Origin of the sequence: Ensifer sp. NPDC090286, from assembly GCF_044769565.1 — a bacterium.
GTDB lineage: Bacteria > Pseudomonadota > Alphaproteobacteria > Rhizobiales > Rhizobiaceae > Ensifer.
On the sequence record NZ_JBIVYF010000002.1, the window covers coordinates 808,761 to 833,169 of the forward strand.

At 62.3% G+C, this 24,409-nt stretch carries 19 protein-coding genes; 6 read left to right on the top strand and 13 right to left on the bottom strand.

The features are described 5' to 3' along the window. Positions 1–274: 274 nt before the first annotated feature. Together ACIQUG_RS13905 and ACIQUG_RS13910 are read right to left on the bottom strand one after the other, a co-directional pair. Complete coding sequence (locus ACIQUG_RS13905; RefSeq protein ID WP_402322437.1) at positions 275–748, bottom strand: BA14K family protein; 474 nt, start codon at positions 746–748, stop codon at positions 275–277. Positions 749–850: 102 nt separating this feature from the next. Beyond that, positions 851–1,261 carry a hypothetical protein gene (locus tag ACIQUG_RS13910; RefSeq protein ID WP_402322440.1) on the bottom strand — a complete coding sequence of 137 codons (411 nt, stop codon included), beginning with the start codon at positions 1,259–1,261 and terminating at the stop codon, positions 851–853. A 287-nt stretch (positions 1,262–1,548) separates the two neighbouring features. On the opposite strand from ACIQUG_RS13910, the gene ACIQUG_RS13915 reads away from it, so the two are divergent. Next, positions 1,549–2,574: an ankyrin repeat domain-containing protein gene (locus tag ACIQUG_RS13915; protein ID WP_402322443.1), complete on the top strand. Its 1,026-nt coding sequence runs from the start codon at positions 1,549–1,551 to the stop codon at positions 2,572–2,574. A 55-nt stretch (positions 2,575–2,629) separates the two neighbouring features. Here ACIQUG_RS13915 and ACIQUG_RS13920 read toward each other — a convergent pair whose 3' ends face one another. After that, positions 2,630–3,595 (bottom strand): alpha/beta fold hydrolase, encoded by a 966-nt coding sequence (locus tag ACIQUG_RS13920; RefSeq protein WP_402322446.1) that lies wholly within the window; start codon positions 3,593–3,595, stop codon positions 2,630–2,632. Positions 3,596–3,696: 101 nt separating this feature from the next. On the opposite strand from ACIQUG_RS13920, the gene ACIQUG_RS13925 reads away from it, so the two are divergent. Further along, positions 3,697–4,155, top strand: a complete 459-nt coding sequence (locus ACIQUG_RS13925; RefSeq protein ID WP_402322449.1) for an Rrf2 family transcriptional regulator — start codon at positions 3,697–3,699, stop codon at positions 4,153–4,155. Here the strand turns inward: ACIQUG_RS13925 and ACIQUG_RS13930 are convergent. Continuing rightward, positions 4,073–5,041 (bottom strand): LysR family transcriptional regulator, encoded by a 969-nt coding sequence (locus ACIQUG_RS13930; RefSeq protein WP_402322452.1) that lies wholly within the window; start codon positions 5,039–5,041, stop codon positions 4,073–4,075. The genes ACIQUG_RS13925 and ACIQUG_RS13930 overlap by 83 nt on opposite strands. A 318-nt stretch (positions 5,042–5,359) precedes the next feature. Between ACIQUG_RS13930 and ACIQUG_RS13935 the strand changes: the two genes are divergently transcribed. Then, a complete protein-coding gene (locus tag ACIQUG_RS13935; RefSeq protein ID WP_402322455.1) occupies positions 5,360–6,013 on the top strand; it encodes a LysE family translocator in 654 nt (217 codons plus the stop codon). A 15-nt stretch (positions 6,014–6,028) separates the two neighbouring features. Further along, a complete protein-coding gene (locus tag ACIQUG_RS13940; RefSeq protein ID WP_402322458.1) occupies positions 6,029–6,520 on the top strand; it encodes a nucleoside deaminase in 492 nt (163 codons plus the stop codon). Positions 6,521–6,550: 30 nt separating this feature from the next. On the opposite strand, the gene ACIQUG_RS13945 is transcribed toward ACIQUG_RS13940, so the two are convergent. From ACIQUG_RS13945 to ACIQUG_RS13975, 7 genes are all read right to left on the bottom strand, one after another. After that, positions 6,551–7,159: a short chain dehydrogenase gene (locus tag ACIQUG_RS13945; protein WP_402322461.1), complete on the bottom strand. Its 609-nt coding sequence runs from the start codon at positions 7,157–7,159 to the stop codon at positions 6,551–6,553. Between the two features lie 336 nt (positions 7,160–7,495). Then, the gene (locus tag ACIQUG_RS13950; RefSeq protein WP_192449817.1) at positions 7,496–8,380 is read right to left on the bottom strand and encodes a DMT family transporter; all 885 of its coding nucleotides are present in this window, start codon (positions 8,378–8,380) and stop codon (positions 7,496–7,498) included. 182 nt (positions 8,381–8,562) lie between these two features. Beyond that, the gene (locus ACIQUG_RS13955; RefSeq protein ID WP_402322465.1) at positions 8,563–8,913 is read right to left on the bottom strand and encodes a ribbon-helix-helix domain-containing protein; all 351 of its coding nucleotides are present in this window, start codon (positions 8,911–8,913) and stop codon (positions 8,563–8,565) included. 24 nt (positions 8,914–8,937) lie between these two features. Continuing rightward, entirely contained in the window at positions 8,938–9,534 is a 597-nt protein-coding gene (locus ACIQUG_RS13960) for a DJ-1/PfpI family protein (protein ID WP_192449818.1), read from the bottom strand. A gap of 98 nt (positions 9,535–9,632) precedes the next feature. Further along, a complete protein-coding gene (locus ACIQUG_RS13965) occupies positions 9,633–10,859 on the bottom strand; it encodes an alpha/beta fold hydrolase (protein ID WP_402322469.1) in 1,227 nt (408 codons plus the stop codon). Between the two features lie 141 nt (positions 10,860–11,000). Continuing rightward, a complete protein-coding gene (msrA, locus tag ACIQUG_RS13970; protein WP_402322472.1) occupies positions 11,001–11,507 on the bottom strand; it encodes a peptide-methionine (S)-S-oxide reductase MsrA in 507 nt (168 codons plus the stop codon). A 171-nt stretch (positions 11,508–11,678) separates the two neighbouring features. After that, positions 11,679–12,695, bottom strand: coding sequence for an NAD-dependent epimerase/dehydratase family protein (locus tag ACIQUG_RS13975; RefSeq protein ID WP_402322475.1), 1,017 nt, complete (start codon positions 12,693–12,695; stop codon positions 11,679–11,681). Positions 12,696–13,119: 424 nt separating this feature from the next. On the opposite strand from ACIQUG_RS13975, the gene ACIQUG_RS13980 reads away from it, so the two are divergent. Further along, positions 13,120–13,857: a response regulator gene (locus ACIQUG_RS13980; protein ID WP_402322477.1), complete on the top strand. Its 738-nt coding sequence runs from the start codon at positions 13,120–13,122 to the stop codon at positions 13,855–13,857. A 195-nt stretch (positions 13,858–14,052) separates the two neighbouring features. Here the strand turns inward: ACIQUG_RS13980 and ACIQUG_RS13985 are convergent, their stop codons facing one another. Beyond that, complete coding sequence (locus ACIQUG_RS13985; RefSeq protein ID WP_402322480.1) at positions 14,053–14,718, bottom strand: response regulator; 666 nt, start codon at positions 14,716–14,718, stop codon at positions 14,053–14,055. Further along, the gene (locus ACIQUG_RS13990; protein ID WP_402322483.1) at positions 14,711–16,186 is read right to left on the bottom strand and encodes a sensor histidine kinase; all 1,476 of its coding nucleotides are present in this window, start codon (positions 16,184–16,186) and stop codon (positions 14,711–14,713) included. The genes ACIQUG_RS13985 and ACIQUG_RS13990 overlap by 8 nt, the downstream gene beginning before the upstream one ends. A 409-nt stretch (positions 16,187–16,595) precedes the next feature. Between ACIQUG_RS13990 and ACIQUG_RS13995 the strand changes: the two genes are divergently transcribed. Then, positions 16,596–24,389, top strand: coding sequence for a peroxidase family protein (locus ACIQUG_RS13995; RefSeq protein ID WP_402322486.1), 7,794 nt, complete (start codon positions 16,596–16,598; stop codon positions 24,387–24,389). Positions 24,390–24,409 lie beyond the last annotated feature (20 nt).

The following is a 24,409-nucleotide window of genomic DNA, read 5'->3' on the forward strand; positions in this document are numbered from 1 at the left end:
CATTAGGGATGCAAAACGTTCCTTTCATCGGCTTCGACAAAAAGAGTAAAAGTTGCAGACAATGAGAGAGGCGCCAGCCGGATCGATCCGGCGACTGCCGCGGCGGTATTTTCGCCCTCGGATCACCGGCTGCGTCCAGTGAGGGCACCGCCTCCGGCTTTCGGTCGATCGATACTTCTGCGGGCAAGAGCGGGGCGCCGCCGGCCTGCCTTCAGCGCAACCCCTCTGGCCCTGCACGCGATCATGAAGCCCGTTTCAACCGGGCTTCACGACGTCAATAATATGGGGAGACGCATACCTGCCGCGGACCGTAATAGGGCTGGAAAGTGTCGTCATAGGCCCTGTAGGACCGGTAGCGGGCATAACACCAGCGCGTGTGCGCGCTGCCTCCATAATAGGTTTGGCGGTAGTAGCGCGGCGCATAGTAACGCGGGGCATCGTAAGTCGGGCCGTAATAGCCTTCGTCATAATAGCCCGGACCATAGTAGCGCGGCTGCGCCAGCAGCCCGCCGATGATCGCGCCGGTCGCCAGTCCGCCGAGCGCCCAGGCCCAGTCATCGCCACCGTCGTGGTGATGCCCGTGATAATAGCCGCCGCCGTGATAGCCGCCGCCGTGGTGCCTGTATTGAACCGGTTGGACTTGAGATGCCTCCACCCCCGCCGTAACGGCTGGGGGAAATGCCATGGCGGGCGGGATACTCGTGGCCACCGCCGCCAGCGACAAGGCAAAGATTGCTAGCCTCTTCATTGGCTTCACCTTCTTTCCACCCCGCGCCTGATTATAGCGCGGAACCGGCCCGATGGCACTTCGTTTTGAAGGGCGCTCCCGTTGCCCGCCTTGGGCTCGCGTCTACTTGACGACGGTCACGCTCAACACGCCCTCTTCGATCTTTCCGTCCTCATAAGGAGAGCGAATGACGAGCCGGTCGCGGCCGGTATAGCCGGGGTTCGGCGTATAGTAGGCGACGACGCCGTTCACCTTGGTCGTCGCGCATTTCGACTGCTTGCCGTCCAGTTTTGGATAGACCGGTTCGTGGACGATTTCGAGGCGGCCATGCTTGGGCTTTTCGGCAATCGTCATCGCAGGATAGTCGATCTGGCTGCAATCGTCGTTGATGTGCCAGTTCTTGGCCACAAGCGTCTTCACCCCGCTGCGCGCGGTGATCGACAGCGTCTGCTGTCGGGAACTCTCGGAGGCCGTCGTGCAGGCCGATAACGTGATCGCGGCAGCAGTCAATAGCAGATATCTAACGATTTTCACTGGGATCCTGGGTTTCTTTGAGTTCGGCTTTAAGTTTCGTGAGGCGAAAGCGGTCTCTTCTCATCGAGATGTGCCCCTCGGCCCCACACGTTCTACGTGTACGATCATGCATATCTTCGTGCCGCGAGATAGAGGGCGCCTAAGCCATTGAAAGATGCCGCCAGCCTTTTCGAGAGAATCTAAGCGGCGTCGGCCATTGCTGAATCTCCTGCATGTGATTGCTGGATCGATCCGGGATTCATTCAAGGGACGGGCAGCCCTATCTTGTCTCGAAAGGAGCATCGATCATGAAGCAATCGTCACGGCATATCCTGAAAGACCACGGCGCGAGCCTTCCGCCCCTGCATGCGGCCGCCGCCCGCGGCGATATCGATGTGGTGGACGGATTGCTGGCGGCGGGAGAGGATGTCTTCAAGCTCGATCCCCTGATGGGTGCGTCCGCCCTTCATTTCGCCGCACAAAGCGGCAGCGCCGAAATCATTCAATTGCTTCTCGACCACGGCGCCCTCATCAACCTGCAAAGCCACAGCCACGGCATGACACCGTTGATGGTCGCCGTCTGGCATCGCCGTCCCGCCGTTGCACGCGTGCTGCTGGAACACGCCGACATCGATCCATCCGCAAAATCGCGCCTCGGCGCCACGGCCGAAGAGATGCTCGGCGATGCAACGCCGCAGGATGCGGAACTGCGAGACATCTTCGATGACTTCAGGACCCGCGCCGAAAAGCGTCGCCGATGGCAACCGCTCATCGCCGCCCTTGGCGACCGGGCCTTGTCACCGGCTGAAAAGGAGCAGCGGGTGGTGGAACTGCTCGAAGCGGGCGCCGATCCGAATGTCGTCGCGCCCAACTACGATATCGAAAACCCTGGCCACACGCCGCTGATGATCGCTGCGCGCGACGGGCTGGCGGAGGCGGTTCGTGCGCTTCTGGAAGCGGGTGCCGACATGACGCTCGTCGACCACTTCATGCGCGCCCACCCGGCGCACAAAGCGGCCTATATGGGCAGGTCCGATGTCATGACGGCGCTGGTGGCGCATCCACGCTTCGCCGAGATCGCGGATGTCCAGGGGCCGTTCAACGGTTATACGGCACTGCACGATGCGGTGTGGATGGGGCATGCCGATACCGTTGCCATCCTGATCGACGCCGGCGTGTCTCTCGCGCCACGCGGCCATGACGGCCAGACCGCGGCCGAAATGGCGCGTGCCTTTGGTTTCGAGACGGTTCGCGCGATGCTGGACGAGGCGTCGCGACGCCGCACCGTGCCGGATCAGTTGGGGATCGAGGTCATTTCACCCGCTCTTGCCTGATGGCGCGTGACGACGGCGACAAACGCCGTCGTGTATTGTCTTGGCTGCCTGCCTTTCAAATCTCACTGGCAAACCGGATGAGGGCCTCGCTCACGATATCGGGGCGCTCCTGCGGCAGCCAATGGCCACTGCCGGGCACGATGATGTTCTCCTTGAGCTGTGGGACGAGTTGCGGCATCGCATCGACGATATCCCGCATCCCGGGGATGGCGAGGCCCGTATCGCGTTCGCCGGTCATGAACAGGGCGGGAATGCCGACCTTCACGCCGGCGAAGGCGGCCTGCAGCTGCCAATTGCGATCGAGGTTTCGATAGTAGTTCAACCCGCCGCGAAAACCGGTCGCGGCAAAGGCGCTGATATAGGCGTCGAGATCAGCAGCGGTCAGCCAACGCGGCATGCTGTCGGGCAGGGCCCCAAGCAGTCCATGCCGGCGCGATACCATGCCGAACGGATTGGGCGTCTGGTCTCCGGGCTGTCGCGGGCCGGCGTCGCCGGAAGCGGCAAAGAGGATCTTTCGCAGTGTCTGGCCGACGTCACGCTCCAGTTCCGCCTCGGCGACGCCGGGCTCCTGGAAATAGAGCGTGTACAACTCGGCCTCGTCGGTCTGCGGGAAGATCCGGGTGGGCGGAACGGGCGGCTGGCCCATCATCGGCACGCTCATGGCGACGACGCCATGGAAACGGTCGGGTCGCATTTGTGCCGCCTGCCAGGCAACCGTCGCGCCCCAGTCGTTGCCGACGAGGATGGCCACCGGCACATCAAGGGCGTCCAGCAGAGCGATGAGATCGCCGACGATGTGAAACAAGCTGTATTCGTCGACCGAGGACGGGCATTCCGTGAGGCCGTAGCCACGCAAGTCGGGCGCGATTGCGCGAAAGCCCGCCTCTGCAAGTGCCGCGACCTGGTGTCGCCAGGCATGCGAGGTCTCCGGGAAGCCGTGGCAGAGAAGAACGGCCGGGCCGTTTCCCTGCTCGATAAATCCCATGCGGATGGTTCGGGTCTGGATTGTCCGGGCCTGCATCTTCGTTCCTTCTCGACACTCTGATACTGTAATTGTATAAGTTACGGAAACGGATGGCGTCAAGAGTGCGTAACTTACGATGTTACGCTATGGGGTATGGAATGAAGCAAGACAGCCGGTTGGCGCGGATGATCCATGTGCTCATACACATGGCATTGCTCGGGGGCAGGGAGACGTCGGAGACCATCGCCAAGATGCTGAACACCAACCCGGTGGTCGTTCGCCGGACGATGGGGGCGTTGAAGCGCAAGGGCGTCGTCGGTTCCGAAGGCGGTCGGGGAGGGGGATGGGCGCTCCTGGTGCCGCTTGAGGCGCTGACGGTGCTGGATGTGCAGCGGGCGCTCGATGACGGGCAGGTTCTGGCGGCCGGTGTGTCGGAGGACCATCCGACCTGCCCGGTCGAGCGCGCAGCGAATGCGGCGCTGGTGGACGCCTTCGAACAGGCGGAGCGGACCCTGCTGCGAGAGTTTGCCGAACTCAAGCTTTCGACGATTGCGGAGCGTGCGATGCAGGATGCTGGAGTGTCTCGGCAGGCAGCGCGCCCGGATCATCAACCCTGAAGGCGCCGCGCATGTGGTCGATGAACAGGCGAAGCGGCAGCATCGAGCGATACTCGCGCGGATAGTAGAGGTAGAGACCGGGAATGGGCAGGAGATAGTCAGTGAGAACGCTGGCCAGTCCTGTGCGGCGCAAGGCTTCGGGCGGGCCGTCGCGGAACACGTAGCCGAGCCCCAGGCCGTCGGCGATCATCTGATAGAGCGCCGGCAAGTCGCTGACGATGAGCCCGCCGGAGACGTCGACCGTGTGGGGCTCGCCCGCATCATGAAACACCCAGGGCGCCAGCCGTCCGGAGCGGTGGAAGCGATAGCGGATACAATCATGGGACAGCAGGTCTGCGGGCGATTGCGGCTTGCCCCGGCGCTCGAAGTAGTCGCGGCTGCCGTAGACGGCGAGCGGCAGCGGCTCGCCGAGCTTGATCGCGACCATGTCCTGCTCGATCCGGTCGCCCTGGCGGATGCCGGCATGATAGCCCGCCTCCATCAAGTCCACCATGGCGTCGGTCATGATCAGTTCCAGCTCGATCTCGGGCCATGCCTTGCGAAACGAGACGATATGCGGCGCGAGCGCCATGGTGTAGGCGAATTCCGGCAGGGTGATCCGCAGGCTGCCGCGCGGGCTGCCGCCGACATCGCGCGCCTCCTGCACGGCGTTGGCCAACTGGTCGAAGGCGGGCAGCGCGCCTCTGCTCAGCGCTCGCCCGGCCTCCGTCATCAGCACCGATCGAGTGGTGCGCACGAACAGGGCTGTTCCCATCTGCTTTTCGAGAGACTTCAATTGATGGCTGATCGTCGAGGGCGTGACGCCCAAAGCCTCCGCGGCGCCCCGCATGCTGCCTGCGCGGGCGATGGCGTCGAACACTTCAAGCAGCGCAAGCGGAAGCCGCATTCCCGATTCTCCTTCGATCTCTGCTCTCTATAATTGAAAACTGGATGCCGCCTTCGCAAGCGCGAAGCGTCAGCGCGCACGTCAAGACGCAGTCCTTCCAGGCACGCGACCGCTTGGGGGCGAACCTTTTCTGGCAATACTGTTGAATGGCGTGCATCTCGGTGTGCGATCGGCTGCAATTTTCGCCACCAAGGCATCTGCTAGACATAAGCGGAAAGCCGTGCCGAAATATCAAAGCGCCGGACATGTGCGCGCCAGAAACGCTCGCATGGAAATATCCGGGGTACTTCCGTCGCCAAATTTATGAGGTAACCACGCATGGACTTCGCTTTGCCGAATGCCACCAGTCTCGGCCTCTTCGTCAGCGCAGCACTCGCGCTGCTTCTTGTGCCGGGGCCGGCAGTGCTTTATCTCGTCGGCCGCTCGATCGAACAGGGCCGGACGGCCGGGTTGGTTTCGATTGCCGGCATTCATGCCGCGACTGTGTTTCATGTGCTGGCGGCAGCACTCGGCCTATCGGCGCTGCTCGCGTCTTCGGCGCTCGCATTCGCCATCGTGAAATATGCCGGCGCCGCCTATCTGATCTGGATGGGCCTTCGCAAGCTTTTTGCGCCCGTGCCTGGCCTTGCCACCGGCGCACCGGCGCTCGCGCGTCACAGCAACTGGCGCCTGTTTCGCGATGGCTTCATCGTCAACCTTCTGAACCCGAAGACCGCTCTCTTCTTCCTCGCCTTCCTGCCCCAGTTCGTCGATGTGGCGCTTGGCCATGTGGCGGTTCAGATCTTCACTCTCGGTATATTGTTTACTGCGCTTGGGCTGGTCACCGACACCAGCTATGCGATGGCGGCAGGGATTGCTGGAAGCTGGCTTCGCGGCAATCGCAGCTATCTGCGGTTCGAACGCTATTTCAGTGGATTTCTCTATATCGGGCTCGGCGTCACCGCGGCCCTGGCCGGCAACGGCAAGAAGTGAGCAAGGGAGAATAGCGTGATTTCCGAAGTCGACATGACACATCTGCGCCGCTGCGTCGCGCTTGCCGAGGAGGCGGTGGATGCCGGCGACCAGCCTTTCGGCTCGATCCTGGTTTCGAGCGGCGGCGACGTTCTGTACGAGGGCCGAAACGAGGTGGCCGGCGGCGATCACACCCGGCATCCGGAATTCGCGATCGCCCGGTGGGCGGCAGAAAACATGACGCCGGCCGAGCGGGCAAGCGCCACGGTCTATACCTCGGGCGAGCATTGCCCCATGTGCGCCGCCGCACACGGATGGGTCGGCCTTGGCCGGATCGTTTATGCGACGTCGTCGGACCAACTCGTTGCATGGCTGGACCGACGCGGCCTTTCACGACCGCCCGTGAACGCCTTGCCGATCCGAGCGGTCATCCGCGACGCAGTGGTGACGGGGCCGGTGTCCGAACTGGCAGGCGATGTCTTTGCGCTGCACGAGCGCGCCCTCGATAGGGCTTCGGCCGCTCCATAAGCGTTGCCGCGGTCGAAGCCCGGAAGTGCATCAACGGCCGTACATCCTGTAGATTTCGCCTGTGCCGCCACCTTCGACGCTGGCGACATAGGCGCCCACCAGGTCGTCCATCGCCACCGGGGCCATGCCCGGAAAGAGATGGCCGTAGTCGGCAAAGGAGTCGGCGACCATCGTCGGGCTGACGGCGTTGATCCGCATGCTTCGCTTCAGTTCTATCGCGGCCGACAGGACGAAGCTGTGCAGTGCGCCGCTGATGACCGCGCCGCCGGTAACTCCGGGCCAGGCCTCGTCGGAAAAGATGCCGCTGCTGAGCGTGAAGGATCCGCCATCGGAAAGATATCTTTGGCCGATCAGGACAAGGTTGACCTGGCCGAAGAACTTCCCGCGCATGTTTTCGAGCAGGACGGTCTCGGTCAGTTCCTCAAATTTGTCGAGGGCGCCGGATTCGGCGACGCAGATGCAGGCATCGATTGGCCCTGCGCTTCGGAACATCGCCTCGATACTTTCAGCCGAACGAATGTCGACCGAAACGTCACGCCCCTTGCGGCCGGCAGCAACGATTTCATGCCCGCGCTGCGCCAGGACATCACACAGCGGTCGACCAATCGTCCCGGACGCTCCGATAACCAAAATCCGCATTGCTATCTCCCTCAGCATCGATGGAAGGGGTCGCTTGACCGCTTCCACTGTTTCCATTCGCTTGAAGGGAATATGGATGATGAACGGAATTCCGATAATATCCGGCGCGCTGAACGTATTGTGTGATTTCATTCAAGAGTGAGGCGACGATCCGCCGAGCGATCGTCGGGCCCGTGGAAGCCAGGGTGAGCTTGTGGTCCGGCCGCTTTCGCCAAAACTGAGCCGGCGGCTCTGCGTGATCGTCCGGCAGGGCAAGCGCCTTGATCTTGGCCTTAGCAAGAAGTCGGCTGCTCTCAAATCGCTATCGGCGCCAGAGCTGCCAATGAGCGAGCAGGACTAGGGGCGCGATGCCGACGACCGTCTCGTCAGTTGATGCTCGCGCCAGATCGTGAAGAGACCGGCGCCGACGACGATGAGCGCGCCGACGATCATGTTGTGGGTTATCGTCTCGCCGAAGAGCATGACGGCGAAGATCACGTTGAGGACCAGCTGGAAATAGGTAACGGGCTGGACTTCGGCTGCCGGCAACAGTCCGTAGGCTTTGATGAGGAAAAAGTGGCTGAGGGTGCCGCAGACGCAAAGTGCGGCAAGCGCGAACCAATCGGACGGCACGACCTCTGTCCAGTAGAACGGGCCGATCAGCGAAATCGCCACAGCGCCGACAACACCTGCATAAAACAGGCTCGTGACGGCCGAGTCCTCGTGACTGACGGCACGGGTGGCGATGCTGTAGAGCGCGAAAAGCACGGATGCTGCGAGAGGCAGAAGCAGAGACATGTCGAAGTGTACGTTCACGGGATTGATGATCACCAGAACGCCGATCAGGCCGATCAGAATGGCCGCGCCGCGCCGCCATCCCACCGTCTCCCCGAGAAGCGGGATCGAGAGGATGGTGATGATCAGCGGCGTCGCCTGGAAGATCGACTGGCTCATGGCGAGCCCGGCGTGAACATAGGAAATGACGATGACGACGATTTCGGCGACGAGCAGCAGTCCTCGCACGACCTGCAGCCAGGGATGACGCGTCTGAGCGGTTTTGCGAAGTCCACCCGACGACGAGGCGGCGAAGGCGAACACGAAGAGCGCGAACGCCCAGAACCGGATCATCGTGATGAACAAGGCGGGGTAGCGGTCGCCAAGATACTTGGTGATGGCGTCCTGGCCAGCAAAGATGCAAATGGCAAGGAAGGCAAACAGATAACCGCGGGTCTTGGGGCTCATCGCATTACAAACTCAGAATCACTGTCCCCTTGATTAGCATAGTCTTGTCGCTGCGGCTTGAACCAAACGCCATCGCGAGCCAAACGACTTCCGTTTTACGATCCGGGATCTGCGGCAGCAGTCGGTCAGGCGATGGCGCGCCGAGCCGGGACTGCCCCCGCGAAGGGGCAGCCTGCCTCGCCTCAATGGTATTTTTCCTGCTCTCGCGTGAGGATCGCAGGGGCGTTCAGCCCGGCGATCGGCTGGTTGACATCCGTCGGAATGTCGCCCGACAGCTGAAGGTCGAGGTAGCGCGCACAGCAGACCCTCAGGAACGACGTGAAGTTTCCGAGGTCATGCCCGGCATCGATGGACTCGTGGTGCAGCTTGGTGATCAGCTGCGTGACGTTCATACGATCGCGCCGGGCGACTTCCTCAAGCTTTGACCAGAAGAAGTTCTCCAGCCGGACGCTCGTCACCATGCCATCGATGCGCAGCGACCGGGTGGTGCTCTCCCAGAGCCGCGCATCCGCCTTTATGAACAACTCGCACATCTCGCCCCTCCCGTGGCCGCCTTCTCAGGCGGCGTCTGTTTGTAGCAGGGCCGAGGCGTCGAGCACAGCCATGAACTGGCGCAGCCACGACGGGTGGGCGGGCCATGCCGGCGCGGTAACGAGGTTGCCGTCGGCGACCGCGTCGCTGATTGCGATATCCGCATAGATGCCGCCGGCAAGTTCGACCTCCGGGCGGCACGCGGGGTAGGCCGAGCAGGTGCGGCCCTTCAACACGCCGGCGGCCGCCAGCAGCTGCGCGCCGTGGCAGATGGCCGCCACCGGTTTCCCCGCGGCGAAGAAGTGCTGGACGGCCTTGATGACATCCGGATTGAGACGCAGATATTCGGGCGCGCGACCGCCCGGTATGACCAGCGCGTCGTAATCTTCGGCACGGATGGCGGAGAAGGTGGCGTTGAGCGCGAAATTATGGCCACGCTTTTCGGAATAGGTCTGGTCGCCTTCGAAATCATGGATCGCGGTCGCGACCGTCTCGCCGGCGTTCTTGCCGGGGCAGACGGCATGCACCGTGTAGCCGCAGGCAAGCAACGTCTGAAACGGGACCATCGTTTCATAGTCTTCGGTGAAATCACCGGTGATCATCAGAATTTTCGAGTTTGCCATTTGTTTCCTCCCAAAAACCAATGGGCGGAGCTTAGCAACGCGGGCAAAGCAACGGGTACTAGCGGAATACTACAAAGAAAAATTCTGCCGCCTGCAGATTACTTCACCGCCGTCGTTATCCTGGCGATACCTTCGAGCGTGCGATGGACCGGGCACTTGTCGGCAATCTCTTCGATCTTGCTGCGAAGCTCGTCGGCGACCTCGCCCTCGATCGATATAAGCCGCTCGAACCGGTCGATCTTTCCGCCGCCGGCACGCTCCGATGCGGCGCAGTCTTCGCAATCCCGCGCATGGATCTTGGAATGCGAGACCTCCACCTTGATGCGCCCGAGCGGCAACTTCTTGTGGTCGGCGTAAAGGCGCAGCGTCATCGAGGTGCAGGCGGCAAGGCCGATCGACAGGTAGTCATAAGGCGACGGTCCGGAATCGAAGCCGCCCACGCTTTGCGGCTCGTCGGCAAAGAGGCGATGCCTGCCGGCTTGAACCGAGTTCTGAAATTTCCCTTCGCCCGTTTCCGTCACCTGAACCCGTTCCACTGGCTTCGTGCCTTGCGGACTGTCGGCCGCGAGATAGCGGCTCAGCCACTCCGCAATCACCCGCGCGGCATAGGCGGCATCGGCAGGATCGGTGAGCAAATGGTCGGCCTTGTCCAAGGAAACGAAGCTCTTGGGATGTTTGGCCGCATGGAAGAGGTCGCTGGCGTTTTCGATGCCGACCGTTTGATCCAGCGGCGCGTGGAGAATGAGAACGGGTTTCCTGAGCGTCGCCACAGCCTCGTGAAGGCGCTGGGCGCAGGCGTCATCGACGAACTGCTTTTTGATCAGGAACCTGCGACCGGCCAGATCGACCTCGGCGGCGCCGTTCTCTCGGATCGCCTCAAGGCTCGCTCCGAAGTTCTTCAGCACATGGCCGACGTCGGCGGGTGCGCCGATCGTGGCCACGGCGCGGATTTCGGGAATTTCCTTGGCAACCGCAAAGACGGCGGCCCCGCCAAGCGAATGGCCGATCAGCAGCGACGGCGCCTCGAAGTGTTGCCGCAGATAGTCGGCGGCCGAACGAAGGTCGGCGATGTTGGAGGAAAAATTCGTCGAGGCGAACTCGCCCTCACTGGATCCGAGGCCGGTGAAATCGAAGCGCAGGACGGCGATCCCTTCGCGCGCGAGCTCGGCCGAGATCTGACGCGCCGCCGCCAGATCCTTGGAGCAAGTGAAGCAGTGGGCGAAAATCGCATAGGCCCGTACCGGGCCGTTTGGAAGGTCGAGGCGGGCGCCGAGAGTTGCGCCGGAATGGCCGGTAAATTCAAGTCGCTGACTGTTGAAGTTCATGTGATGCTCCAGAAAAGGAGAACAATCATCCCAAGGGCGCAACGACTGTCCTGAACGCGAATGATGCGGCCGGCGTCCATGTCCGCAGAACGTGGCGGTTTCATGCGGACATGGCTCTATCAGGTGCTCGACCGGCGTCGGTTACTCCGCTGCGGACCGTCGGGGCAGCACCCAGTTCGGGCGTGGGAAGTGGCAGGTGTAGCCGTTGGGATAACGCTCCAGGTAATCCTGGTGCTCGGGCTCCGCCTGCCAGAAATCGCCGACAGGTTCGATCTCCGTCACCACCTTGCCCGGCCATAGGCCGGAGGCTTCCACATCGGCGATGGTGTCCTCGGCAATGCGCTTCTGTTCGTCATCGACGTAGTAGATCGCCGAACGGTAGGAGGTGCCGATGTCGTTGCCCTGGCGGTTTTTCGTCGTGGGGTCGTGGATCTGGAAGAACAGTTCCAGAACCCGCCGATAGGAGGTCTTCGCCGGATCGTAGAATATCTCGATGCCCTCGGCATGGGTTCCGTGGTTGCGATAGGTGGCATTGGGCACATCGCCGCCGGTGTAGCCCACGCGGGTGCCGGTGACGCCGGGGAGCCTGCGGATCAGATCCTGCATTCCCCAGAAGCAACCGCCGGCCAGAACAGCTCTCTCGGTCATTCAGATATCCTCCACCTGGTTCATGAGCGCTTCTTCGTTATGTCTCGCACTGGCCGCAGGCCAGCGCCGAAGACGGAACCGTAATATAGGAACGCATGCCGCCAAGATCACGGGGTCGCTTCCAAATCCGCGTTTCGGCTCAGCACGTGTGGAGTTTCCGAAGCCACGGGTTCAAGAGGCGATCGGTGTTGCTTCCGGAAGCTGCAGCGCGCGATCGTCTCTCTCGTAGTCGAAATGCTGATTTGGATATGCGGCAAGCTGCGGCAGGCGCTGTTGCCAATTGTCGCTCCTGACATGCTCTGTAAGCCATCGGATGGCGGGTACGACCGATTGTTCGTAGGTGGCAGTTGGGCCTGCCGTGCCTGCAACCACCATGGGCGAGGGGATCGACCAGGGCGTTGCACCAAGAACAGGTGGATAAACGGGCGCCTCCGGCAAGCCGATAAGCTCTGCCCGCCGCCCCAGAATGTTCATGATGGCGTGGCCGATTTCCGCAACGGTGGGGCTGTCGGCGTCGGAAACATTGGCAATCGGCGGCAACTGTCCATCGGCTGCCTGAAACACGGCGTTGGCGATGGCGGTCGCGGATGTCGTCTGGAACTGGCTCCGGCCACCATAGGCCAAGGGAATAGCCGTCCGGCCGTCCAGCAGCCTTTTGACGAACCACCATTCGCGGGCGTGTCTGCTTTCTGGGCCGTGAATGGCGCAGGGGCGCAGGATCGTGACCGGGCAGCCGGCGAAACCCAGAAGTGTCTGTTCCATCGCCGCTTTTCGCGTCGAGTAGGTCTCCGGCCCGGGGGCAACAGTTGGGCTCTCTTCGGTCAACCGTCCGGCGAAAACCGGAAATCCGCAGTCCGCGGCTTCGTCCAGTGTTCGCCCTTCGTGATCTCGATAAACACTTGCGCTTGAGATCGCGACGATGCGACCGGCGGATTTCCCCGCCTCTGCTAGACATTCGGCATCGGTCGCGTCGAAGGCGACGCAAGACAGAAGGACATCGGTGTCCGAACCAACGACGGCGCGCAGTCGATCGACATCCCGAGCGTCGACTTCGACGTGGTGGCAGCCGTCCGGCAACGTCGTGGCGCGCCGGCTGACGATTGTCACATCCCAGGCTTCGCCGACCAGCCGGCGGGCCGTCGCAAGGCCGATCTGTCCGGTTCCACCAACAATGACGGCTCTGGGCATCGGGAGATCCTTTACGCGCTTTCCACGTTTCACCGCCCATTCGGCAAATGTCAGCGGCATCCGAGCCATAAGGAGATCGGGCGGAGCGCATTGAAATCGACCGGCCTGCCGACGGCAAGGCCTTTGATAAGGGGATTTGTTCCGACATGTGGCCGCAGAGGTGCTGATCGGCGAACGGGGGCTTTGCGCGGCGACTTCTCGCTCAGCGACTCGTCAAACCCCTAAAATTAACCTATGTTTAAGCATGCACTTTAAAATTGAGTTCTTCTGTAATAGTATTTGAGGATCGGAGGGCGGGGAGGTCATTCGAATCCGCTCGTACTGTATGAACGAGGATGCGCGAAGCTTTGTGCGGTGCGCTTTAATTTTCGTATGTATTGATATCCGATATCGAATGTATTCTCTCGTAACTGCATAAATTTGAATGCGTAATTTCCCTGCGATTTTGCAATGTAATTTTATTATTGTTTCTAATTTCGGGCTGGTTTCCATGTGTATTTCCGTGGCATTTGTCGATGATCACCCTATTTTGCTTGACGGTTTAATCAGCGTATTTTCTGCAAAGAGCGATCTGGAGATCGTTGCGAAGGGTGAGAACGCTGTCGACGCTTTAAGAATTGTCGAAGATCATTCGCCGCGCGTGCTGGTCCTCGATCTCAGCATGCCGGGGGATGCGGTCGCGGCCATCGAGTTGATTGCTCGAAAATACCAGGGCACGCGCATCATCGTCTTCACGGCAAATTCAAGCATAGAAACGGCGATCCAGGTGCTGAACTACGGCGTTGCCGGCTATGTGCTCAAGGGCAGCAGGGCCAGCGACCTGCATCAGGCGATCCGCATGGTCTATGACGGGGAGACTTTCATTTCGGCAGGCTTTGCCACCAAGGTCATCATGGCGATGAAGACCGCGGAGATGCGCCGACGCGAACAGGCGCAGCAGCGCCTCAGCCTTCGCGAAGAGCAGATCGTCCGTCACCTGATGCGTGGCAGCACCAACCGAGAGATCGCGCGCTGTCTCGATATCAGCGAGAAGACGGTGAAGCACTACATGAGCGTGCTCATGCAGAAGCTCGATGCCAGGAACCGCCTGGAAGTCGTGCTGGCGGCTCAGCGGCTGGATGTGATCCCGAAGGGTGCCGGCGAGGGCGAGCGGATCAACTAGAGCATGTCGCCCAAACGTGCGCCGCGGTTTTGCGATAACGACATTCGCCAAATCAACAACTGCAAGCGCACCGATTGAGCCTGAAGGATCGCAACGCACGTCAGGGCGTCATGCGGCTGGAGAGCCGGCGACCTGCCAGCGAGTTCGTTTCCGAGTCCGCGGTTTCGGCTGCACCAGCCCTGCCGGCGATCCGGCTCACGTCTTGCCGTTTGCCGAAAGCTTCAGATGTCGCTGCGCGAGGAGGGCCGCTTCGACCCGGTTCTTGGCGCCGAGCTTGATGAGCAGCCGGCTGACATGGAATTTCACCGTCTTGATCTGCACGCTCATCTCCTCGGCGATCGTCCGGTTGGTGTAGCCGCGCCCCAGCAGGCGGAAGACGATCGCCTCCTTTGGCGTCAGCTTGTCGACCAGCCGCTCCACCCGATGCCCTTCGGTTCGATTGCGAATGACGCCGAACAGGCGCATGCCAAGTGCTGGCGAAAGATATGCTCGCCCCTCGGCAACGGTCGAGATCGCCGTAATCAGGTCCAGCGCTGGCGCCCCCTTGAGCACGTAGCCGGCCGCACCGGCATCGAGTGCCTCCAAGACGTCGTCGTCCTCCTCCGACACTGTCAGCATCACGATCTTCGTCGTTGGCCATCGCGCTGAGATTTCACGGGCGGCGTCTATCCCGCTGCCGGGCATGGAGATGTCGAGCAACGCCACGTTCGGAAGAAAGTTTTCCACGAGCCGGAGCGCGTCCTCTTTCGAGCCTCCTTCGCCGACGACGGCAAAGCGCTTGTGCGCTGACAGTGCCTGGAGAACGCCCATTCGAAAGAGTGCGTGGTCGTCGACGACGATGACCGAAGATGGTTCATCCATCGAGCATTCCTCCACCAAGATCCAGTGTCATCTGCAGCTCCGCCCCGTCCCGTCGATGCACGAACTTCAGCGTGCCGCCAAGGCTCTCCACCCGCTGTTGAAGACCGTGAATGCCCAGACCACTGCCATCCGGCTTTTCGCTGGAACTACCCTTGGCAGAAGGGCCGCCATGGTCGCGAACGCTGAGGTTCAGAACGGTTCCGTCGATGCGGCAACGGATGGCCTGGCCCTGGCCGTTCGCATGCCGGTGGGCGTTGTTCAGGCCCTCCTGAACAAAACGGTAGATGCAGGTCTTGATAACAGGCGGGAGAGGCAACTTGCTGCCGCTGCCCTTGATGGCAACCTGGGTTCCCGTCCGCGCCTCGTGAAGTTTCGCTGCCCGCCCGATCACCTGGTCGAGGTCCAAATGCTCGATATCCGGGAGCAGCAGCGACCGCGCGATCAGGCGGATTTCCTTCAGGGCTTCCTCCAGCGTGCCACAGATCACCTCCAGCGCCTCCTCACGCTCGGACTTGGACCGGGCGACGCGGACGGGCTCCGTCTGGAGGATGGCAAAGCCGATAAGCTGCGCGGGACCATCATGCAGGTCGGCGCCTATTCCGCGCGTCAGGCGCTCGTTGGAGTCGGTCATGCGCAAGGAGGCGATCCTTGCGCGATCACGCAGGACGCGGATTTCCTCGGAAACACGCTCGGCTTCCTCGGCGCGCTGCTCCAGCCGCAGACGCTGCCGTTCGATCGTTGCGCTGCCGCGATGCACGATCGCGAGCAGCCCGAGCATGATGAGGGTGGATGCGCCGGCAACGACCGTCCAGCCCATCAGCCGCACTTCGAAGATCTCCCAGTGCAGGGTATCCGTGTCCTCGTGTATCTCCGCGACGGCAACCACGTCGCCGGTATCGGACCGGCGCAGCGGACTGTAAATTTCCAGATAACGTGTGCTCAGGCTGCGCAGCGTATGCTCGCTCGCCGTCAGGTCGGCATACTCTGCGGCAACCTCTCCCTTGAGTGCGCGCAGAAGCCCCGGCGGCGGGGTAAAACGACGGCCGATCAACTCCTTGGACGTGGAGTAGGCGACCGATCCATCCGGAAGCCAGAGCTCGAAATAGGGGAAGCGATCCTTGAATTGCGGTTCGGCAAAAAGCTCGTCGAGACGAAGCCGGCGCTCCGGCGAAAGCTGGCCCGACTGGGCAAGATCGTTTCCGGCCGGTTCGAGAATGCTCTGCATGAAGAGAGCCGTCGCGGCGGCGCGATCGACCGCCGCATTGTGAGACACTTCGCGAGAAATGAGATAGCCGGAGACGGCAGCGACCAGAAAGATCAGTACACCGCAGGCAAGCAGGAACTGCATGGAGAGGGTCTGCCGGCCAAACCATTGTCGTAGCGGCAGCAACAGCCGACGGCGCCCCACTAGCGCCGGCTCCGCTGGCGCGGCGATCTCATGCGAAATACCCCCTGAATGCTCCGTCACGCTGCGCGGTTTCCTCTCGGATTGCGTGCCGCGGAATGCAGTGCCCCGGCCAAGCCGCTTTCGCGATGATCGCACTATTCTGACAAATTGAAAGAGCTACTCCAGTCAATTTCTACGGGAGAAAGAAGAACTGGACCTAAGTCCAGGTTTTTCATTGGACCAATGCCATCGGCGCACGTCCACTAGTCCGAAATCCGCTCCAACCTTCGTCGACAATCTCGTCCGACCTTGCGCCGTTTCTTTCGTCCGCGCTGAGGCTCACCATACGAGCATCAAAAGGCCTATTCGGCTCACCAACGAGACACGAAAAGCAACCGGCGCGCCGCGGAGGACAGCCTCACCGCCGGACGGTGGAACTTTGTTTGAAAACGGGCGACCGCGACCGCGGGGTGCTCCGATGGAGGGAAAAATGGTAAAGCTTAACCGGAACGACCTCGACTTCATCCTGAAGCAGATCAAGATCGCAGAAGCCCATACGGCGGCTATCGACGGCGGCGCCGATCCGCGCGCTGCCCTTGCAGAGCTTGTTTCCAACCCGCTCCTTCCATACGGCCTTCGTACGGTCGACGGCTCGTACAACAACTTCCAGCCGAACATGACCCATCTCGGCTCGTCGGACCAGACGATGGTGCGCCTGCTCACGCCGAACTACGCGCCGGCCGAAATCAACCCGCGCAACGGACAGCAGACGAGTTACGCCGATCCATCGGGTACGGTTTACGACAGCCAGCCTCGGCTGATCTCCAACATCGTCGCCGACCAGTCGCTCGACAATCCGGCAGCGATAGCCGGAGCGCTTGCGTCCGTCGATATCAAGGGGGCGGAAGCCCTCGGTATCGTGCGCACGGTCATGGATCTCCAGGCCGTCGCACGGGCGGCGCATGCCGCAGTCGCGACCGCTGCTGCGAATGCCGCTGCCGCGGTCGCTGCCGCCAATGTCGTCGTCGCCAACGCCCAGGCAGCGCAAGCAACGGCGCAGGCGACCTATGACGCGGCCGTGGTCGTACAGTCGGGAGCGGCGCAGGCACTCGCAAGCGCCAATGCTGCCCTGGCCTCGGCAATTGCGGCGCGCGATGCCCATGCGCCTGTGGTCGCAAGCGCCCAGGCGGGTGCGGCCACGGCACTTGCAGCCAGCCAGGCTGCCGCGGCGGCGGTCTCGAACGCGACCGATGCACGCAACGTCGCCTTTGCCAATCTTGCCCTGGCCGAGCAGGCGGAGAGCGCCGCCCTTACGGCGTTCCAGAACAATCCAACGCCGGCAAACAGCGTGCTCTACATCCAGGCCGTGGATGCCCGGGAAGATGCCGAAATCGCCTACAATCTGTCGGTCGAGAATCTGGAAGACGCTTCGGCTGCCCTGACGGCAGCGCAGGCAGAGCACACGACGGCAGTGGTCGCCCTGCAGGACGCGGTGGCCGAGCAACAAAACCTGGCGAGCGCCGTCGACAGTGCCCAGGGCACTGCGGCAAGCGCCTCTTCGGTACTCGCGAGCGCGGATGCGGCCCTGGGCGTGGCAGCCGGGGATCTCGCGGACGCGACGGATGCGCTCAATGATGCGATTGCCGTGCGCGACGCAATTCCGACCGGAAGTGCGGCGACGGCAGCCGCCGAAGCTGCGGCCGCCGCGGCCGATGCCGCCGTCATCGACGAGCTTTCCTCTCACGGGGTGACGATGGATGGCGACAACGTCTTCATCAAGAACGTCGCCGCCGACCTCGGGGACACCGCCTCGTTCAACGGCTTCATGACCATCTTCGGCCAGTTTTTCGACCACGGCCTTGATCTGACCTCGAAGGGGGGCAGCGGCAACGTCATCATTCCGCTGCAGCCGGACGATCCGCTCTACGTCGTGGGTAGCCAGACCAATTTCATGGTCCTCACCCGCGCGACCAACGATCCCGGTCCTGACGGTCAGCTCGGTACGGCCGACGACATCCGCGATCATCAAAACGAGACCACGCCGTGGATCGACCTCAACCAGGTCTACACGTCCAATCCGTCGCATCAGGTCTTCCTGCGCGAGTATGTGCTGGTGGACGGCAAGCCCCTGGCAACGGGCGAGATGCTGCAGGGCGCAACCGGCGGGCCGCCGACCTGGGCCGACATCAAGAACCAGGCAAGGGACCTGCTCGGCATCGAGCTTAGCGACCTGAACGTCCATAGCGTGCCGCTCCTGGTGACGGACCTCTACGGTGAATTCGTTCGCGGACCCAACGGCCTGCCGCTGATGATCACCGTCAACGGACCTGTGGAGGGCAATCTTGCAAACCCGCTCGATGGCGTCACAGCGCTGAGCGCCGGCCGTGCCTTCCTCAACGACATCGCCCATAGCGCCGTACCGAGCGGCCCGGTCGATCACGACCGGAACCCGCTAACCGCGCCCGTTGCCGTTGTTGCGGACGACGACGACGTTGCCGGCAACCCGATCCTTCCGAACGCGTTCGGCGTCAACGTCACCTATGACGACGAACTGCTCGACGCCCACTTCGTCGTCGGCGATGGCCGCGGCAACGAGAACATCGCGCTGACGGCGACCCATTCGGTCTTCCATAGCGAGCACAACCGCCAGGTCAGCGCGATCAAGGCGACGGTGCTGGCCGAAGGAGACCTGGCGCTGCTCAACGAGTGGCTGCTGGTCGACGTGACCACGTTCCCGACCAGTTCCGCGGGCCTTGTCTGGGATGGCGAGCGTCTCTTCCAGGCGGCACGTTTCTCGACGGAAATGGTCTATCAGCACCTCGTCTTCGAGGAGTTCGTCCGCGCTGTCGCGCCGCAAATCGATGCCTTCGTGTTCTCGCATTCCGTCGAACTCGACGGCGCGATCTTCGAAGAATTCGCCCAGGTCGTTTATCGCTTCGGCCACTCGATGCTTACCGAAAACGTCGAGATGCTCACGCTGAACGCTCAAGGTGCTGCAACACCGCAAGAACTCGGCCTGATCGAAGCCTTCCTGAACCCGCTGGCGTTCAACAACGCGGGTGTCGATGCGCACGCTGCCTCCGGCGCCATCATCCGCGGCATGACCCAGCAGGTCGGCAACGAAATCGACGAGTTCATGACAAGCGCGTTGCGCAACAACCTCGTCGGCCTGCCGCTGGACCTTGCGGCGGTCAACATCACCCGAGCGCGCGAAACCGGCATTCCTTCGCTCAACGAGGCGCGGCGTCAGATCTACGAACAGACGAACGACAGCTACCTCAAGCCCTATGAAAGCTGGGCGGATTTCGCCCTGCACATCAAGAACCCGCTTTCGATCGTCAATTTCATCGCCGCTTACGGCACCCATGAATCGATCGTCGCTGCCACCACGGCTGAAGCCAAGCGGGATGCTGCCTGGGATCTCGTTTTCGGCACGACCGGCGAAACGGCGGCGGAGCGCCAGGCGCGACTGGACTATCTGAACTCCACCGGCGCATGGGCAACGCGGGAAACCGGCCTCAACAAGGTGGACTTCTGGATCGGTGGCCTTGCCGAAGCACTGATGCCCTTCGGCGGCATGCTGGGCTCGACCTTCACCTTCGTCTTCGAGCTGCAGATCCAGAACCTCCAGAACGCCGACCGCTTCTACTATCTGAGCCGTACGCAAGGGCATAACCTGCTCAACGAGCTCGAGGCCGACAGCTTCGCCGACCTCATCCGCCGCAACACCGACACCGAGGACAGCGGCCTCCATATCAATGGCTCGGCCTTCCAGACGGCCGATTACATCATCACGATGGATCAGACCAAGCAGTGGAACCATGGGCTCGGCAATGCCGACCCAACCCGCGAGGCCGACGTGATCTCCGCGGTTACGGGCACTGATTCGCTCGTTATCCGCGGTACGAATTACCTGCGCTTCACCGGCGAAGAGCACGTCGTGCTCGGCGGCACGAACACAGGCGAAACCCTGATCGGGGGGGCCGGCGACGACACGATCTGGGGCGAGGGGGGCGATGACCGCATCGAGGGCGGCTTCGGCGTTGACCATTTGCACGGCGGCGACGGCGACGACATCATCACCGATAGCGGTACCGACATCGGCGCCAGCGACGTGATCAAGGGCGAAGCGGGCGACGACGTCATCAACGGCGGCATGGGCCTCGATCTGATCTTCGGCGGCGACGGCAACGACGTGCTGGCCGGCGGCGAGGATCAGAAGACGCTTTCCGGCGGCCAGGGCAACGACTTCATCCGCGCACCCACCGGCGGCGGCGGCGCCATTCTCGGCAACGAGGGTGACGACTGGATGGAAGCCCAGGGCAACATGACGACGCTCACGGGCGACAATTCGGAACTGTTCTTCAACTCGCGCATCATCGGCCATGACGTGATGATCGCCGGCGAGAACGACACCGATTTCGATGCCGAATCCGGCGACGACATCATGGTTCAGGGTATCGGCATCAACCGTTCGAACGGCATGGCCGGCTTCGACTGGACCACGTTCAAGAACAACAACTACGACGCCGATGCGAACATGAACATCAGCATCTTCGTCAACCAGCAGAACAACATCCTGCGCGACCGTTATGATCTGGTCGAAGGGCTCTCCGGCTGGGATCGCAACGATACCCTCACTGGCCGCGACGTGGTCATCGGCGGGTACGATCCAAACGGCAATGCCGCCCAGGTCGACGCCGATGCGCCGATCGAGAGCTTCTCGAACGCGCTGCTCGAAAAGAATGTCGACCGGATCGCAGGCCTGCGCGAGCTCGTCGCCCATCTCCAGCGCTTCGACCTCTACAATCCGCACAACCTCGATGCGAACGGCGTTCCGATCAACCCGGCGGGAGCAAAGGAGGTCGCCGTCATGGATACGTCCGACGGGTCGGACATCATCCTCGGCGGCGGCGGTTCGGACACGATCCGCGGCATGGGCGGCAATGACATCATCGACGGCGACAAGTGGCTGAACGTACGCATCCTCGTCTCGCCGCGTGAAGGCCAGGGCTGGTCGGCCTTCAGCGTCGACTCGATCGCCGACATCCAGAGCCGTCTGTTTTCGGGCGAGATCAAGCCGAGCCAGTTGCAGGTCGTCCGCGAGATCGTCGACGGCGGTAAGGCCGGCGATGTCGATACGGCCGTCTATTACGACAACTTCGAGAACTATGAGGTCACCTTCAACGCCGACGGCAGCGTGACGGTCGCCCATACGGACCCGACCGCCGGCGTCATCGACCCGGTGACCGGACGCAATCTCGAAGCGGAGGGGACGGACCGCCTCTTCAACATCGAACGCATCCAGTTTGCCGATCGGGTTCTCGACCTTCGCGGTCCGTCGCTCGACCTGCACGCTTTCGACAGCAGTAACTATCGCGACGCCTTCGGCTCAGCGAACTACGCCAATTCCAACGGATCGGCGGCCTGGACTTCGGCATGGACGGAGGCGGGAGACCGCACGACCAACGTGGCGACCACGGGCGAAATCCGCATTAATGGCGGCCAGCTTGAATTCCGGCAGGACACCGGTTTCGGCTCGACACCGGCGGGCGCGACGATCACCCGGACCGTTGATCTTTCGATGGTCGGCACGGGCACTGCGACACTGAGTTTCGACTATGAAGAAACCGGTCTCGACAACGGCGAAAGCCTTCTGGTGCAGTATTCGAGCGACGGCATCACCTTCACCACAATCCGCACGATCGACGGTAACGCCAACGACGGAAGCGCCAACCTCGCGCTTGCCGGCCCCTTCTCGGCCTCGTCGGCCATCCGCTTTGTCTTCAGCGGAGTGAACAGCAACGCCGAGTCTGTCTTGATCGACAATGTGAACGTTCAATACACCACGCCCGTGGACGACGGCACGAACAATTGGAGCAGCACGTTCACCGAAAACCAGGCCGCCGTCGGCATCTCCAGTCTGTCGGGCATTGCCACAAACGAGATGATCACTTCGGCCCGCGTCGTTCTGAAGAACATGGCGGCCGGCGACGTACTGACGGCGACCACGGCGAACGGGCGCCCCGCCGCTATCGCGGTCACGCGAGCGATAATTGGTGGTGAAATCGTCCTGCAGCTCACGGGCCAGGCGAGTGCCGCAGATTACCAACGCGCGCTGGACTCGGTTCGCTTCTCCAACTCCTCCGATAATCCGAGCACGACGCCCCGGACGATCGAGGTGACGGTGAACGATGGCATCCGCGACAGCCAGCCCGCGACGGCGACCATCAGCGTGGTTGCCGTGGACGACCCCATGATCGCCAACAACGATCGCATCGTGACGAACTGGACCAATGGCAACCCGTTCACAATTCCGAGCTGGGCGTTGCTTGCCAACGATACCGATCTCGACAGCCCTTTGGCGATCTCGGCCATCACAGGAACGAACAGCGTCGCGGCCACCCTTGGCCCGAACGGTGTCACGGTTACCGACAACGGGCTCACCAACGGTGGTTCCTTCACCTACCGCGGTACGGGAACCGATACGGCAACCGTCGATGTGGTCCGCGACACCGGCGGACCGATCGACGGCGGGACCGGCAACGACATACTTGTCGGCGACAATGCCGCCAACACGCTGAACGGCAACGCGGGCAACGACATCATTTTTGCTGGCGGCGGCGACGACAACATCAACCAAACCAGCAACCAGGGACGCGACATCATCGATGGCGGCGCCGGCAGTGACACTTACACTCTGAACGGAGTTCAGGGAGCCGAACTGTTCCGCATCTATGCGGTTACCGCCGGGCAGAATGCCGGTCTGGCAACAAGCCTGAACACGACCTTCCTTGCATCGACGGAGATCGTGATCACCCGCACAGTCAACGGTACCGAAAGCGTGATTGCCGAACTCGACAACATCGAGGAGATCAGCGTCAACACGCTGAACGTGTCGAATAACAATAACAATGGCGGACCGGACGGGGGCGCAAGCGCGGGCGACACGATCCAGGTCATCGGCAATTTCGACACGACCAGCCTGAACTACTCGACGATCACGATCGAAGGGTCCGCCGGCAACGATGTGGTCGATATTTCGAGCCTGTCGTCGGCCCACCGCATCGTCTTCCGCAGCAACGGCGGCCAGGACACGATCGTCGGTGCATTGCGTCCCCAGGACGTGATCGAAATCCCCGTCGGCGCGGACCCGGCGAGCTACGAGGAAACCGACAACGGCGACGGCACCACGACGCTCTCGAATGGCGGGCATTCCATCACCTTCGGCGGCGATACGCCGACCCTCGTCGCCGGTGACGACGACGATGATGATCATGATGATGACGGCGGTGATGGTGGCTCGGACGACGACGGGGACGACGAGGGCTGTGGTACGGACGACGGATCGGGCGATGGCGATGGCAACGGCGCGCCGTTGCCGGTTGCAGCCCGCACCCTGGTCGGCACCTCGGCGTCGGACGTGCTGTTGGGCGGCGCGGCTTCCGACATCCTGCTCGGCGGCGCAGCCTCCGACATTCTGTCGGGCGATGACGGCAACGACGTGCTGCGCGGCGAGGATGGCGACGATATGCTGTCCGGCGGAGATGGCGATGATGTCGCCTCCGGTGGAGCCGGCAACGACGAGATCCATGGCGGGGCCGGTGCTGACACGCTGTTCGGCAATGGCGGCGACGATCTTCTCTACGGCGATGCCGGCAACGACATCATCGAAGGTGGCGCCGGGGCGGACAAGGTCTGGGCCGGTGACGGGGACGACACCGTGCTTGCCACGCTCAACGACGGTTCCGACAGCTACTGGGGTGGCGATGGCGTCGACACACTCGACTATTCGGTGGCGACCGGCAACCTCAAGGTGGATCTCGGCAACGGCTTCATGGGGCGCGGCCAGGTAGTGGGGGCCGAGGTCGGCACCGACACGATCTACGGGTTCGAGAACATCATCGCCGGTTCGGGGCACGACGAGATCACCGCCTCGACAGCCGTCAACATCATGGACGGCGGCCTTGGCGACGACGTCTTCCGCTTCACCTCGGTGGCGGCGGCCGACGGCGACACGATCTACGGCTTCTCGCCGGGTGACCGGATCGACTTCTCGGCGATCGATGCAAACAGCGGGCAGGCCGGCAAGCAGGGCTTCACGCTCTCGAGCGGCACGACGCTTTCAGGGGCTGGCCAGATCGTGGTCACGCACGAGACCCGCGACGGTGCGGACGTAACCGTGATCCGCGGCAGCGTCGATGGCGACCCGGATGCCGAGTTCGCACTGACGCTCGACGGCACCCACAACCTCAAGGTCGCCGACTTCAACGGCGTCTCCTGAACATGAAGCAAAAAATCCCG

Bases quoted from the DNA above. Each gene is read 5' to 3' on its own strand.
- ACIQUG_RS13905 (WP_402322437.1), bottom strand. From the start codon at position 748: ATGAAGAGGCTAGCAATCTTTGCCTTGTCGCTGGCGGCGGTGGCCACG.
- ACIQUG_RS13915 (WP_402322443.1), top strand. From the start codon at position 1,549: ATGAAGCAATCGTCACGGCATATCCTGAAAGACCACGGCGCGAGCCTT.
- ACIQUG_RS13920 (WP_402322446.1), bottom strand. From the start codon at position 3,595: ATGCAGGCCCGGACAATCCAGACCCGAACCATCCGCATGGGATTTATC.
- ACIQUG_RS13925 (WP_402322449.1), top strand. From the start codon at position 3,697: ATGAAGCAAGACAGCCGGTTGGCGCGGATGATCCATGTGCTCATACAC.
- ACIQUG_RS13930 (WP_402322452.1), bottom strand. From the start codon at position 5,041: ATGCGGCTTCCGCTTGCGCTGCTTGAAGTGTTCGACGCCATCGCCCGC.
- ACIQUG_RS13935 (WP_402322455.1), top strand. From the start codon at position 5,360: ATGGACTTCGCTTTGCCGAATGCCACCAGTCTCGGCCTCTTCGTCAGC.
- ACIQUG_RS13945 (WP_402322461.1), bottom strand. From the start codon at position 7,159: ATGCGGATTTTGGTTATCGGAGCGTCCGGGACGATTGGTCGACCGCTG.
- ACIQUG_RS13950 (WP_192449817.1), bottom strand. From the start codon at position 8,380: ATGAGCCCCAAGACCCGCGGTTATCTGTTTGCCTTCCTTGCCATTTGC.
- ACIQUG_RS13955 (WP_402322465.1), bottom strand. From the start codon at position 8,913: ATGTGCGAGTTGTTCATAAAGGCGGATGCGCGGCTCTGGGAGAGCACC.
- ACIQUG_RS13960 (WP_192449818.1), bottom strand. From the start codon at position 9,534: ATGGCAAACTCGAAAATTCTGATGATCACCGGTGATTTCACCGAAGAC.
- ACIQUG_RS13965 (WP_402322469.1), bottom strand. From the start codon at position 10,859: ATGAACTTCAACAGTCAGCGACTTGAATTTACCGGCCATTCCGGCGCA.
- msrA (WP_402322472.1), bottom strand. From the start codon at position 11,507: ATGACCGAGAGAGCTGTTCTGGCCGGCGGTTGCTTCTGGGGAATGCAG.
- ACIQUG_RS13975 (WP_402322475.1), bottom strand. From the start codon at position 12,695: ATGCCCAGAGCCGTCATTGTTGGTGGAACCGGACAGATCGGCCTTGCG.
- ACIQUG_RS13980 (WP_402322477.1), top strand. From the start codon at position 13,120: ATGCGTAATTTCCCTGCGATTTTGCAATGTAATTTTATTATTGTTTCT.
- ACIQUG_RS13985 (WP_402322480.1), bottom strand. From the start codon at position 14,718: ATGGATGAACCATCTTCGGTCATCGTCGTCGACGACCACGCACTCTTT.
- ACIQUG_RS13995 (WP_402322486.1), top strand. From the start codon at position 16,596: ATGGTAAAGCTTAACCGGAACGACCTCGACTTCATCCTGAAGCAGATC.